We start from the raw sequence: 14,133 nt of genomic DNA, 5'->3' as shown, positions 1-14,133 counted from the left end.
ACTTACTTACCCCTGATTTAGTGAAGTCCAGTGACTGTGTAGTACACGCTCAAGCTCTAATGCGCTTTTCTGAACGGAGTCCTGAGCAGTGGCGAGAGTCTTCTTACCGCCTTCAAAATCACTCACAGTCAAATCAAATACAGTGCTATAGGTATCTGCACAAGTTTCGAATGCTCGGCTACGCGGAATCGTGGCCATCATCACTTGATCACCCAACAGATAGTTCATTTCAGTTAGCACTGAAACCTGCTTCTTATTGTCATCTTCGAACATAGTCGGCATTAAACGCACGAATTCCAATCCTTTCCAATCGTCTGGGAACATTTCATACACCGTAGGCAAATGCTGGAAGAAATTGACTGTTGAAGCCCAGTCCAGGCGCTTAGCTGCACAAGGAATAAGCAAAGCATTTGAAGCAAACATAGCATTCCATACTAATGGATCAACGTGGGGACCAGTATCAATCATGATGATATCGAAATCTTCACCGATTTTGTCAATCAGCTTGTCTTTAAGTAATCGAACGATATCTAAAGACTGATTTTGAGATAAGTACTGCCACGCCTCAGCGTTGAACATAGCATCTTCAGGGAATGCTGAAATTGTCTTTAAGTTCGGATATTGAGTTGGAAGTAACACATTTTTATGCAGAAACTCCTTATCCACCTCTACATCTTCAGGAACATTATCCAACATAATATCCACTGCAGAATAAATGTTGCTGTGCTCCGTAACACTGATTTGTGGATTTAAGAATAAACGCAAGGAACCTTGTGGATCCAAGTCAATTAGGCAGATACGGTAACGTTTATCTAGATTTAAAGCTAAACACGCTGCCAAATGAACCGCTGTCATTGATTTACCCGTACCACCTTTTTGATTTTGTACGTTGATAATCCACGGCTTGTTTTCTGTATTTTTCTTTCTTTCATGGAACTTAGGTATACCCGCAGCATCCATCAACATATGAGCTTCAGATAAAGAGATAGAGTAGTGGTTAGCATTGTTCTTAGTGAACTGGTGACCAGCTTCTTCCATTTTCGCAATTGCGTCATCTAACTTACGTCGAGTCAAACCAGAGCGAGTTTCCATCAATGCTTTTGACATCGGAGGAAAGTGTTCCTCGCGGCGTTCTTCTAAAACAATCTCAATACGGTCAGACTGCACCTGTTGTGTTTGTTCGGCGAGCTTGTAGAGATTATCGATTGTTTGTTCTCTTTTCATAGCCAATTTCCGTTATTAGTTTCTTGAGAAGAATTGTACAGCATTGATGGTTATTTACAATAAAAAGGTGAACGTTCACTTTAAGATAAAAATCACATTAAATTGACAAAATAGTATCATTTAAATGACTGGACGAATAAATGGTAAAAATTACGTCGAAAAATATCATAAATTAATCAAAACTAAGCTAGATCAATATTAATAGATTTAAAATATTACAGCGTCACTTATTTACAATGTAAACTATGTATAGACAAGGAAAATATGAAGGAACCTCGGAACGATTGAACATGAGGAATAAATTACGGTAGGTGTCAGTTCAATTAAAAAATTTACTCTTTAATTAATAGACGATGAAATTATAAGAGCGGTCGTCGTAATTTATTAATAACTAACTTATAAGAAATAAACAATGGAAGCATGATCAAGGGAACGATGATGATCATAGTTCCGAGCAATTCAGAGAGTATAGGAACAATGATCAAGGTATTTAAGTCCGAGAATATTAGATATTAACTCGCTTGATCTTAAGATCCAATTTCGGATCAATGATCAAGAGAAATGTATGGGCCGGAAGCATGAAAAAAAGCAAGAGAACTACGGTGTATGTCAGTTGTAATAGGGGATTAACTCCATTTCGATGATGGAAAGTGATAGTTACACTACTTTGAGAATAGCAATTGAAACTTACTTGTAGTTCCCTGATCATGCTTTCGAGGATAACCTGATATATCAAAGGCTGCACACAATCTCAATTGAATGCGCGTTTCAATTTCATACGCTTAATATTTATTCAAATAATAGCTTGTCACAGCGAACTCATGATCATGCGTCCATATTGTGGAGTTAGCAAAATAGCTGAAATCCATCGCAGATAAAAAGTAAAGAACTCATTTTGTGGATAAGTTGTGTATCCACCTTGATCATGCTTTGAGATTTGTGTTGATCATTTATTCGTTATCATCATGATCATACTTCAAGATAATATTGATCATGCTTTCAAAGAGTTATTGATCATGGTTTCGAGAAAGCTATGATCATGCTTCTAGCAAACAAATTTATATATTTATAAAAAACAGTTAGTTACGAATAAAATTCCATTCAGATCATAAGATCACTCTAATCAATATTAATCATTATCATCAAAAAGATCAGTTATTTAAGAGCAACAACTTTTTCTTTATTTATGATCTTTTTTTCTTTATTCTTTTGGAACTATAGCGATATTACGGTTATTGTGAGATAGATCTAATAATGGCATCAGAAGAAAAAATACTGATCAAAGCGCCCAGAAGCCATAAAGATGGACATCTTTTTGCTGTTTCTGAATCTGCGATCGACTGGATCGAGCAGTATCAACATTTTAAAGGGGTAACGAAAAGTATTATTGAGTTACTTAATCTGATTTCACTACGTGGCTTTAGTAGTAAAGATGGGTTGGTCTCAACAACGGAATTAATTGACGCAACAGATGGTCAACTGACTAGAGCCGCTATCCAACAAAGACTGCGTGCAGCTGTCAGTATTGGCCTATTTCAACAAATTCCAGTGCGATTTGAAGAAGGCTTAGCTGGTAAAACCATGCTTCACCGTTTTATCAATCCTAACCAACTGATTTCTGTGCTAGGTTCAACAAGCTTAGTTACAGAATCTGTTAAACAGTCTGAAAAGCAAAAACGTTCAAAAGCATTAGCTCAAACACAAGTTAATAAACGTTTGTTGAACGAGCATGGTCTTAATACGCCACCAGCAATGAAAGATGAAACAGAACAATTTGTGGTATCACCAACCAACTGGGCTGGCATTATTGATCAGGCTTTGGCACCACCTAGAACCAGAAAAAGCTATCAAAAATCCATGGTGTCTATCTCTGGAACACGAGCAGTAATTGAAACCCGTTCATCAAAAAACATAATGACAGTTGATGATCTCATGACACTGTTTGCTTTGTTTACACTGACTGTTCAATATCATGATCATCACCATGAAGACTACCAACTCAATGCTAGCCAAGTACCGAATAAGACACCGTTGTATATCACAGATATTCTCTCTTTGAGAGGAAAAAAAGACAGTGGTCCTGCTCGTGATTCAATTCGAGACAGTATTGATCGAATAGAGTTTACTGACTTCCAGTTGCATGAATTGACCGGTCGTTGGCTAAGCGAGAACATGCCTGAAGGTTTTAAGAGTGATCGCTTTCGATTTTTAGCAAGAACGATCACTGCATCGGAAGAAGCGCCAACAGAAGGTATCGATGGAGAGATTAAGATCAAACCTAATCTCTACATTTTGGTTTGGGAACCTTCATTTTTCGAAGAGTTAATGACTCGCGATTACTTCTTTCTATTTCCGCCTGAAATCCTGAAACAACATACGCTAGTGTTCCAACTGTATTCGTATTTTAGAAGCCGTATGTCTCGCAGACATACTGATGTAATGATGTTAAGTGAGCTGAATCAAAAACTTGCTCGTAATATCGAGTGGCGCCGATTTTCTATGGATCTGATCCGAGAGCTGAAAAGACTCTCTGATGGAAAAGGTACTGACGATCTGTTTGTGGTTAATCTATGGGGGTACCATTTAACGATCACTACCACGATCGACAAAGGTAAAGTGGTTGATTACCAAGTTGATATTAAGTGTGATGTTGAAGAAGTATTGCGATATTCACGAGCGAAGATGACGAATGCTGGTAAACGTAATATGGCTCCAACGCTACCAAACCCTTTACGTCATGAAATGGTCTCGAAGCAGAAATTGGCAGAACTGTCAGAGATCATTGATGGTGAATTTGAACCTATTCAACGTAAATCGCCTTCCCCAAGAGGCAAATTAGGGCGACGCGTGAAGCAGCGTAAGCACTTAGTTGAGATTAATGCTGATGAAATCACCATTACTCTATCTAAATACACCTCACCAGAAGCGCTAGAACGCAGTATAAGCGCTTTAGCTGCTATGACTGGACATGCACCTTCATCTATCAGAGAAGAGTGTGTAGAGCTGATTGACAAGCTTGATTGGCTGAGAGTCGATGATCAAGTCATACCATATGAGACTTTGAGTAAGATGATCGAGCTTTATAACTCGCAAAATGAGAATAAGCATCTTTCGATCGAACGTTTGATCTCTGGATTAGCCGTGAGAAGGAAAGTTTGTAAGCAGGTTTACGACGGTCATCTGGATGAATCGGTATTCAGAGCGCTGGACGAAGTTGCCATTGGTATTTAACTCAGCAAATGAACAGATATAGAACACAACGCTGACATATGCCTGACATTAACGTTCTTCATGTTGGCTAAAGTTACAACCGAATAGACAACCTTTTGCCCTATCTAATGAATTTTAAGATTGGCTCATATTGTTACATTCATTCTGAATTTTTATCGAGTTCTCCCCAAGGACTCGATTTTTTTTGTCTGAATTTTGCCTCTGTGGTCAAACTAACCATGATCATGCTTTCGCAAAATTTCTCCTGTCCATGATCATTCTTCCGTATTTATCAATTTATCTGATTAACGCAATCATTGTTTTGCTTAAACTTGTTGGCAATAACATATCAAAGAAAGGCAAACATGAGTGTTTAGTGAACATGTATTGAAGAAGATACCTAGAAAACACAGAGGCTTTTTGAAGAAAAAAATTGAGCTAGATCAGGTTGGAATTTTTGCAGTTAATTTTCTGAATGTACTGCCTGTTATCAGGTTGTACAAAAGATAATTGAGCAATTTATAAATTAGATTTCTGAACTATCGCCTAAGTCACATTATTGCTCAAATGTACTTAACACCGATTTGGACCTTTGCTACAGATTACGTGTCCTTGCATGGTTTGTTCGGAGGTTACAATGTCCATTAATTCTATTAACCATGATGAAATCACTGGCATCACAGAAAAGTGGGACTTCAAAGAAGAAGTTGACACACATATTCCAGTTAACAAACAAAAATCAGCGGAAGCTCGTCGTCGCATTGAAGCATTAAGAGAGATCCGTGAAAGTGGCTTGTCTATTGAAGAGGCAAAGGAATTAGGACTTCTTCATTAAGATACTCACTGATTAGGTTTACAAGGGTGGCTATAGCCACCCTTTCTATTTTATTTGTATCAGCCCTAATCTCAAATTTTCTGATAAATCGCTTTTTTGTACGATTAGTAACGAAAGTCGTATAATCCGACATTTTTGACTCTTAATTTTTACTATTCCTATGCTATATTTCGCCCAATGTTTTTATCGACTGTGGGTTTACTAATGTCTTTCAACCTTGCTCTGCTTGATACGAATGAGAAAAACAAAATAGAACTGGATAAACAGGCTTCTTTTTTGATTTGGAAAATGAAGCAGGTAAAAGGCGGACCGGAAGAGATTACTAAGCATCTAACCACTCTTACTTCTGTACAAGATAAAGAATGGTTTCAACAGTCGGTGGACAAATACAAAAGGGTTATGGGCGTCATGTAATGCTCCCCCAAGCAGAAACCTTGTTTTCTGCATGAATCCGTCGCATTAAATTGAACTAGAGAGAACATCCCGATGGGAAGAAGTTTCGAAGTGCGCAAAGCCTCTATGGCGAAAACTCAAGGCGCAAAAATTAAAGTTTACTCAAAATATGGTAAAGAGATTTACGTTTGTGCAAAGAATGGTGGTATCGACCCAGACATGAACTTGTCTCTACGCCACCTGATCAGCAAAGCGAAAAAGGACCAAGTACCAGGACACGTTATTGATAAAGCGTTAGACAAAGCAAGTGGCGGCGGCGGTGAAGATTACCAACCAGCTCGTTATGAAGGTTTTGGTCCTGGTGGCGTTAGCGTGATCGTTGACTGTCTAACAGACAACGGCAACCGTACCTTCCAAGACGTACGTCAATGCTTCGTAAAGACTGGCGCTAAAATTGGTACTCCAGGTGTTGTTGCACACATGTTCGACCACCAAGCAGTATTCCAATTTAAAGGCGAAGATGAAGAAGCCGTGTTAGAAGCGCTGATGATGGAAGATGCTGATGTTACGGATATCGAACTTGAAGATGGTGTAATCACTGTATTCGCACCAAACACTGAGTTCTTTAAAGTGAAAACAGCATTGAATGCAGCTTACCCTGATCTAATTCTAGACGTTGAAGAGATCACTTTCGTTCCTCAGAACCAAAGCCCAATCTCTGGTGAAGACGCTGAGAAGTTCCAGAAGTTCCTAGATCTACTAGACGACTGTGACGATGTTCAGCAGGTTTACCACAACGCTGAAATCCAATAATGAAAAACCGAGCTTAGGCTCGGTTTTTTGCTTTTATGTCACAGGAAATTTTAGGTTCTGCTAACCAGAATGCCAATTTCCTAATCTGAGGTAGGGCTGTGAGGTTTAGTAGTAATGCTAGAGGCCAAGCGATTAGAAAACTGTTAAACCAGTTAGCTGGCCATTCACTACTAAATCCGATTTTATACCCTGAGAGCACTCCCGACATGATGATCGCCATCGTGAACGATGAAAGCAATGCGGTGTACCAAAACTGTTTTTTATTCATGAAATGTTATCAAGCTGTTTAATTAATCTAACAATCAGGATATAACTGTCTAGAACTGAAAAACAGAACCAAGAAAAGAACTATGAATTCCATATTTGGAAACATTGATGATCTCTACCTGTTTTTTTGCGTGGTAGAAGAAGGCTCTCTTCTTGCTGCTTCAAAAAAATTGCATCTTCCCCCTTCAACTATGTCTCGCAGATTGTCTGCCTTAGAAAGCCGTCTGAATTTGCGGCTGCTAGAAAAACAGGGTAGGGAGCTAGTTGCTACGCAAACTGGCAAGGAAACTTTCCAAGCAATACGAAGTGGCATGGAAAACCTTGAAAGTAGTTTTACGCAGATCATGACTCACAGCGAGGAAGTCGCTGGCAGCATCCGATTAGCTATCCCTCATAACTTTTATCGAGCATTTGTTGGTGATGTTGTGGAAGATTTTGTGAGACAACATCCTAGAGTCAATGTTGAACTAGCGTTAAGTCAGGAGCACTCTATGCCGGAAACCAACAGAGATCTACTGATGACGTTTGATTTGACTGGTTTGGATGGCATGGTTGCCAGACCACTCTTCCGCGCTCAACATGGTTTCTTTGCCAGCCCCGAATATTTAGATAAAGTGGGTCCAATAGATACGTTAGAACAACTACAACAGTTGGATTGGTTATCTGCTGATAGACAGCGGGATATGCCTGTCTATCAAGATGACGAGTTCATTCAAGTTTTACAAATTAAGCCCAAATTAGTCATTAATGACATTAACGCTATCGCAGGAGCGGTAGTGAGAGGGTTAGGTATTGCTTCACTACCATATCGCCATATTTCGAAGGATATGAAGGTGGTACAGGTTCTGCCTCAATATCATCGCAGTGATAAACAAGCTTATTTAGTTTATAAAGAACGAAAATATCAGCCTAGGGCACTTACTTTGTTAGTTGAAGCTCTTTTAGAGGCTTCGGCTATGTTGAAGTATGGTAAGCCCGTTGTTCAAGGAGATTAAAATGAAAGTCAGTTTTATTGGTTTAGGTGTTATGGGATATCCCATGGCTGGTCATTTGGTTAAAGCGGGATTCGATGTCACTGTATTTAACCGTACAGAAGCAAAAGCAAAAGCTTGGGCTGAACAATATGGCGGCGGTTATCAACTCACCGTTGCTGAGTGTGTGAAAGATGCCGATGTGGTTTTGCTGTGTGTGGGCAACGATGACGATGTTCGTATTATGACCACCAGCGAAACTGGCGCACTAGCGTACATGAAACCAGGCGCTTTACTTGTTGACCATACGACTACCTCTGCCCATCTTGCTGAAGAGCTCTCAGAAGCTGCTCAGGTGGTCGGAATCCGTTTTATGGATGCACCAGTCTCTGGTGGTCAAGCTGGAGCCGAAAATGGCGTACTGACGATTATGTGTGGTGGTGAGCAAGCAGATTTCGACGCACTTCAGCCAGTATTTGATGCTTATGGCCGCTCTTCGGTATTGATGGGGCGAGTAGGACAAGGGCAACGTGCAAAAATGGTTAACCAGATCTGTATTGCTGGGGCTCTAACAGGTATTTCTGAAGGTTTGATTCTGGCTGAAAGAGCGGGTTTAGATGTTGAAACTTTAGTTGCTTGCTTGAAGAATGGCGCTGCGGGTTCATGGCAGATGGAAAACCGCGCTGTTACTATGTCGCAAAGTAAATTCGACTTCGGTTTTGCTATCGATTGGATGATCAAAGATCTCGGCTTCTGCCTTGATGAAGCTAAACGTCAGGGGGTAACTTTGCCTATGACGCAAAAGACGATGGAATCCTATAAAGCCTTATCTGAGCAAGGTGACGGTCGAATGGATACTTCAATACTGATCAAAGCGATTAAGAAAGAAGCTCAGCATTAATTCGGAATTGATATACAAACCGCTGTAATCGTAGCGGTTTTTTATTGGCCAAAATCTTATATGAAGAATCAAAGCTTTACACTGTAAATTACTAAACAGTGAATGATGTGACTAATACATTACAACGCAGTAGCTGGCAGGGTAGTGACAGTCTTAATGTTTTTAACTGTTGCATCGATGCTTAATCTCATCATATTTTTATTTGGAACGGTATTACATCCAACAATTATGTAGTTAACGGAAATCCGGAAAAATCCAGCCATGTCAATATGCTGATAAAAATTAAAAATAATTTAGCGTGATTTTTATCATCTGTCGGCAATTTCATTGATTTGGATCAATAAAACTAAATCTCTTTATTACAACAGGTTAAATGTATTAACCATTGAATATAAGTGGTTTATTTTGAAGGTTAATTTCATTTTTGAAAGGTTAGATTCCATTTTGTTGCACTTTGAAAGCCCTTTCAATGTAAGCATAATGCGCCGGATGTAACTAAACGTTTCTAAATGTAACCTTTACGTTGATGTGGTTATTGGTGAGTGTGAATGTCTTATCAATGACTTGTCATAAGTAAAATAGCATCAGAATCATTCGTTACAAGCTCAACACAAGAAAAACTCATATAAATTCATACGGATTCTTAAAGTGCCAACTTTTGTTATGGAACTCCGTAAACATAATCGAGAAAGTCAATGGAAGCCTCAAGATATAAAAGCATCTTGTCGCGAGTGGGATTGTTTTGTGCAATTTTGCTCCTGTCTGGATGTCAGTCTGCTTTGCTGGATCCCAAGGGCCTAGTAGGAGTGCGTGAGAAAGAGTTGATCATTACCTCTCTTCTCTTGATGTTGATTGTTGTTATCCCTGTGATTTTAATGACAATTTACTTCGCCTATAAATACCGTGCTAGCAATACCGAAGTTGAATACGCTCCTGAGTGGTCTCACTCTACTAAGATCGAGTTGGTTGTTTGGACAATTCCAATCATCATCATTGCGATTTTGGCTGTGATTACTTGGCGTTCAACTCACGAACTAGAACCGTCTGTGCCTCTGAAAAGTGACATCGAACCAATCACAATTGAAGTGGTTTCACTGGATTGGAAATGGTTGTTCATCTACCCAGAACAAAAAATCGCTACGGTTAACTACGTTGCTTTCCCTAAAGATGTTCCTGTTACGTTCAAAATTACGTCTGACAACATCATGAACTCTTTCTTTATTCCTCGTTTAGGTAGTCAAATTTACGCTATGCCTGGCATGGTTACTCGTCTACACCTAATTGCAAACCATGAGGGAGAGTACAAGGGAATATCGTCGAGCTATAGCGGCGAAGGTTTCTCACACATGAAATTTGTCGCGAACGCGCTACCTGACGAGCGAAGCTTCGATGAGTGGGTTCGTGAAGTGAAGAAACAACCATCTATGCTACACGCTTTCAGTGATTACCAAGCACTTGCAGAGCCAAGTGAAAACGTTCCGGTGACTTACTACTCTCACATCCCACAAGACTTATTTGAGTCGGTTGTAATGCAACATATGGGTTCACTCAATATGGGTGAAGAAGAGTCTCAACACAGTCACATGGACATGGCAGAACATAAAGGGTAACAGACGATGTTTGGAAGACTTACATTAGACTCCATTCCATATCATGAGCCAATTATCATGATCACTATGGCGGTGATCGCGGTAGTTGGCCTTGCTGTTGTTGCTACCATCACTCGTATGGGCAAATGGCAATACCTTTGGAATGAGTGGTTTACATCTGTAGACCATAAAAAGCTTGGCTTTATGTACATTGCCGTAGCGATGATCATGTTACTTCGTGGTTTCGCTGATGCGGTGATGATGCGTAGCCAACAGCTACTGTCATCAGCGGGTGAAGCAGGTTATCTGCCTCAGCACCACTATGACCAAATCTTTACAGCGCATGGCGTGATCATGATTTTCTTTGTGGCAATGCCGCTCATCATTGGTTTGATGAACATCATTGTTCCATTGCAAATTGGTGCTCGTGACGTTGCGTATCCATTTTTGAACAACTTAAGTTTCTGGTTGTTTATTGTGGGTGTGATTTTGACCAACCTTTCTCTTGCTGTAGGTGAGTTTGGCCGCACAGGCTGGCTAGCTTATCCGCCTCTGTCTGGTATTGATGCCAGTCCGGGAGTAGGGGTTGATTATTGGATATGGGCACTGCAAATTTCTGGTGTCGGTACTACGTTATCAGGCGTGAACTTCTTCGCGACTATTCTGCGTATGCGTACACCAAGCATGCCATTGATGAAGATGCCAGTCTTCACATGGGCATCGCTATGTTCGAATATCCTAATCATTATTTCGTTCCCAATTTTAACGGTTACCATCGCGCTTCTAACGCTGGATCGTTACCTAGGAATGCACTTCTTTACCAATGACATGGGCGGCAACATGATGATGTATGTCAACCTGATTTGGGCATGGGGTCACCCTGAGGTTTACATCCTAGTGTTACCTGTATTCGGTGTGTTCTCAGAAGTGACTGCGACATTTTCTCGTAAGAAATTGTTCGGTTATACGTCACTGGTGTGGGCAACGATCGTCATTACTATCCTTGCATTCGTTGTTTGGTTACACCACTTCTTTACTATGGGTGGCGGTGCGAACGTAAACGCCTTCTTTGGTATCGCAACCATGATCATCTCAATCCCAACAGGGGTTAAGATTTTCAACTGGCTGTTCACCATGTACAAAGGTCGTATTATGTTCACGACGCCTATGATGTGGACTGTTGGCTTCCTGATCTCATTCACGATTGGTGGCATGACAGGCGTACTGATGGCAGTACCGGGCGCAGACTTCGTACTGCATAACTCAGTATTCCTAATCGCGCACTTCCACAACGTGATTATCGGTGGTGTGGTATTCGGCTGTTTCGCTGCAATTACTTATTGGTTCCCGAAAGCGACAGGTTTCATGCTTGATGAGACTTGGGGTAAACGTGCTTACTGGTGTTGGATCACAGGTTTCATCCTAGCATTCCTACCACTATACGCACTGGGCTTTATGGGTATGACTCGCCGTATCAGTCAAAACCTAGATTCAGAATTCTTCCCACTCCTTGCAGTGGCAGCATTCGGTACTGCAATTATTGCTGTTGGCGTACTGTGTCAGTTCATCCAGTTCTACGTAAGTATCCGTGACCGTCACCTTAACCCAGATGTGACTGGCGACCCATGGGATGGCCGTACGTTTGAGTGGGCGACATCTTCTCCACCTCCGTTCTATAACTTCGCTGTGATTCCAAAAGGCGATGAGCTAGATGCATTCTGGTACCAAAAAGAACGTGGTGAGCACGACATCAATAAAGAAGTGGACTATCAACCAATCCATATGCCAAAGAACACACCGACAGGTATGTACATTTCAGCATTTGCATTGATTTTCGGCTTCGCGATGATTTGGTACATCTGGTGGCTAGCAGCAGTAAGCTTCGTCGGTATTGTTGTGACTGCAATTAAGCACAGCTTTAACGAAGACATTGACTATTACGTACAACCAGAAGAGATCAGAGCGATTGAAGAGGCTCACCGTCAGCGTGTAGCACAAGCGAAAGGTCAAGTTACTGGTCAACAGCAAGACGATAACGATATGGAGGTGACTTATGCACGCTAATACTCATGATGCACATGATCACCACGATACCGGTGGTCTGAAACTGTTTGGTTTCTGGATTTACCTGATGAGCGACTGTGTACTGTTTGCGAGCTTATTCGCAACGTACGCAGTACTAGCAAACGCTACAGCCGGTGGACCAGACGCAAAAGAGCTGTTTGAACTGCCATTCGTGTTTGTTGAAACCATGATGCTGCTATTCAGTAGTATTACTTTCGGTTTCGGCATGATTGCGATGAAGCGCAAAGACATTGCAGCTCTTAAACGTTGGTTAGCGATTACTTTCGTTCTCGGTGCTGGTTTCATTGCGATGGAATTGTACGAGTTCCACCACTTGATCGCTGAAGGCGCAAGCCCTCAACGCAGTGCGTTCCTATCAGCGTTCTTCACGCTAGTTGGTACGCACGGTCTACACGTGAGCTTTGGTTTGATCTGGTTGGCAGTATGTTACTGGCAGCTATCAACTAAAGGCTTGAACGAAATGATGGAAACGCGCTTTAACTGCTTGAGCTTGTTTTGGCACTTCCTAGACATCGTTTGGATCTGCGTATTCACCATCGTTTACCTAGTGGGGGTTATGTAATGAGCAACCAACATTTAGATAGCGCGAAGAGCGACTACGTAAAAGGCTTTATTGCGTCACTCATCCTGACCATTATTCCGTTCTACTTTGTTGCGACTCAAAGTTTGCCAAAAGACATCACATACGCAATCCTATTCGGTTGTGCAGTGATTCAAGTGATTGTGCACTTCATCTACTTCCTGCATATGGAAATTAAGACGGATGAAGGCAAGTGGAACTTTGTTTCCTTGATGTTCACGGCCATCGTTGTACTGATCTTGATTGCTGGTTCAATCTGGATCATGTGGAACCTTAACGTCAACATGATGATGTAGGTTGAAATGATCAGAGGTTACCTATCAATCACTAAGCCGGGCATTATCATCGGCAATTTGATCTCTGTGGCTGCGGGGTATTTCCTCGCGGCTAAATCAGAAGCTGCGGATGGACTCTTACTATTGTGTACCTTAGCAGGTGTGGCGATGGTGATTGCATCTGGTTGCGTGGTAAACAATATTTTCGATCGCGATATTGATTTGAAAATGGATAGAACTCGTGGCCGTTTGTTGGCTCAGGGTGACATCAATATCGATCATGCGTTCGTGTTTGCCATCGTACTACTGCTAGCGGGAACAGCCTTGCTCTATGGTATGGCGAATCCGTTATCGGCAGTGGTGGTGTTATTGGGTTACGTGTTCTACGTATTCTTTTATACCATGTGGTACAAACGCAACTCAGTGTATGGAACTCTGGTCGGCAGCGTATCTGGTGCCGTACCACCACTGGTCGGTTACCTTGCGGTGACAAACTACATCAGCTTGGAAGCAGTTTTGCTGTTTGCATTGTTCTGTCTTTGGCAGATGCCGCATTCCTATGCGATTGCAATGTTTCGTATGCAAGACTACAAAAATGCAGGCATCCCTGTGTTGCCTGTAGTGTCTGGCATCGAAAAGGCTCGTAAACACATGATTGCTTATGTTATTGCGTTCAACCTTGTGGCGTTAGCCCTATTCCTGCTAGGAAATGGTGGTTATGAATACTTGGTTGTAGCTGCAGGCGTATGTTTCATGTGGACACAAGTGACCTTTAAAAAGGTTACTGAAGAAAACTATGTTGAATGGTCAAAAGCGGTATTCAAAGTGTCGCTACTGGTTGTTATGGGAATCAGTACGGTTTTGGGCGTAGAGCTTATTCCATTTTCAATTTAGTCTTTCTGTTTAGAAAACCCGTCACAAGCTTAAAGGCACCTTTTAAGGTGCCTTTTATTTTTTGGTTTCTCTGACAAACAAGAAGCCGCATATTTG

At 41.2% G+C, this 14,133-nt stretch carries 13 protein-coding genes; 11 read left to right on the top strand and 2 right to left on the bottom strand.

The annotated features are described in order from the left end of the window. Nucleotides 1-6: 6 nt before the first annotated feature. Nucleotides 7-1,224, bottom strand: coding sequence for an AAA family ATPase (locus G5S32_RS16935; RefSeq protein WP_165313349.1), 1,218 nt, complete (start codon nucleotides 1,222-1,224; stop codon nucleotides 7-9). Between the two features lie 1,254 nt (nucleotides 1,225-2,478). Here G5S32_RS16935 and G5S32_RS16930 point away from each other — a divergent pair. The 4 genes from G5S32_RS16930 (at nucleotide 2,479) to G5S32_RS16915 (ending at nucleotide 6,475) form a co-directional block, all read left to right on the top strand. Continuing rightward, nucleotides 2,479-4,455: a replication initiator protein RctB domain-containing protein gene (locus G5S32_RS16930; protein ID WP_165313348.1), complete on the top strand. Its 1,977-nt coding sequence runs from the start codon at nucleotides 2,479-2,481 to the stop codon at nucleotides 4,453-4,455. Nucleotides 4,456-5,071: 616 nt separating this feature from the next. Beyond that, nucleotides 5,072-5,269, top strand: coding sequence for a PA3496 family putative envelope integrity protein (locus G5S32_RS16925; RefSeq protein ID WP_165313347.1), 198 nt, complete (start codon nucleotides 5,072-5,074; stop codon nucleotides 5,267-5,269). Nucleotides 5,270-5,473: 204 nt separating this feature from the next. Next, on the top strand, nucleotides 5,474-5,683 hold the full coding sequence (locus tag G5S32_RS16920) for a DUF3283 family protein (RefSeq protein ID WP_165313346.1): 210 nt from the start codon (nucleotides 5,474-5,476) through the stop codon (nucleotides 5,681-5,683). Between the two features lie 72 nt (nucleotides 5,684-5,755). Continuing rightward, a complete protein-coding gene (locus G5S32_RS16915; RefSeq protein WP_165313345.1) occupies nucleotides 5,756-6,475 on the top strand; it encodes a YebC/PmpR family DNA-binding transcriptional regulator in 720 nt (239 codons plus the stop codon). Nucleotides 6,476-6,488: 13 nt separating this feature from the next. Here the strand turns inward: G5S32_RS16915 and G5S32_RS16910 are convergent, their stop codons facing one another. Further along, complete coding sequence (locus G5S32_RS16910) at nucleotides 6,489-6,743, bottom strand: DUF2798 domain-containing protein (protein WP_165313344.1); 255 nt, start codon at nucleotides 6,741-6,743, stop codon at nucleotides 6,489-6,491. Nucleotides 6,744-6,825: 82 nt separating this feature from the next. Between G5S32_RS16910 and G5S32_RS16905 the strand changes: the two genes are divergently transcribed. From G5S32_RS16905 to cyoE, 7 genes are all read left to right on the top strand, one after another. After that, nucleotides 6,826-7,737 carry a LysR family transcriptional regulator gene (locus G5S32_RS16905; protein WP_165313343.1) on the top strand — a complete coding sequence of 304 codons (912 nt, stop codon included), beginning with the start codon at nucleotides 6,826-6,828 and terminating at the stop codon, nucleotides 7,735-7,737. A gap of 1 nt (nucleotide 7,738) precedes the next feature. Further along, nucleotides 7,739-8,614, top strand: a complete 876-nt coding sequence (locus G5S32_RS16900) for an NAD(P)-dependent oxidoreductase (RefSeq protein ID WP_165313341.1) — start codon at nucleotides 7,739-7,741, stop codon at nucleotides 8,612-8,614. 695 nt (nucleotides 8,615-9,309) lie between these two features. Beyond that, a complete protein-coding gene (gene cyoA, locus G5S32_RS16895; protein ID WP_165313339.1) occupies nucleotides 9,310-10,224 on the top strand; it encodes a ubiquinol oxidase subunit II in 915 nt (304 codons plus the stop codon). Nucleotides 10,225-10,230: 6 nt separating this feature from the next. Next, the gene (gene cyoB, locus G5S32_RS16890) at nucleotides 10,231-12,267 is read left to right on the top strand and encodes a cytochrome o ubiquinol oxidase subunit I (protein ID WP_165313337.1); all 2,037 of its coding nucleotides are present in this window, start codon (nucleotides 10,231-10,233) and stop codon (nucleotides 12,265-12,267) included. After that, the gene (gene cyoC / locus G5S32_RS16885; protein WP_165313335.1) at nucleotides 12,257-12,850 is read left to right on the top strand and encodes a cytochrome o ubiquinol oxidase subunit III; all 594 of its coding nucleotides are present in this window, start codon (nucleotides 12,257-12,259) and stop codon (nucleotides 12,848-12,850) included. Before cyoB ends, cyoC begins: the two co-directional genes overlap by 11 nt. Beyond that, the gene (gene cyoD, locus G5S32_RS16880; protein WP_165313334.1) at nucleotides 12,850-13,164 is read left to right on the top strand and encodes a cytochrome o ubiquinol oxidase subunit IV; all 315 of its coding nucleotides are present in this window, start codon (nucleotides 12,850-12,852) and stop codon (nucleotides 13,162-13,164) included. Before cyoC ends, cyoD begins: the two co-directional genes overlap by 1 nt. A gap of 6 nt (nucleotides 13,165-13,170) precedes the next feature. Further along, nucleotides 13,171-14,037 carry a heme o synthase gene (gene cyoE, locus G5S32_RS16875; protein WP_165313332.1) on the top strand — a complete coding sequence of 289 codons (867 nt, stop codon included), beginning with the start codon at nucleotides 13,171-13,173 and terminating at the stop codon, nucleotides 14,035-14,037. Nucleotides 14,038-14,133 lie beyond the last annotated feature (96 nt).

The sequence above is a fragment of the Vibrio ziniensis genome (assembly GCF_011064285.1).
In the GTDB taxonomy this organism is placed as follows: domain Bacteria; phylum Pseudomonadota; class Gammaproteobacteria; order Enterobacterales; family Vibrionaceae; genus Vibrio; species Vibrio ziniensis.
This window is presented reverse-complemented; position numbering and strand designations above follow the sequence as displayed.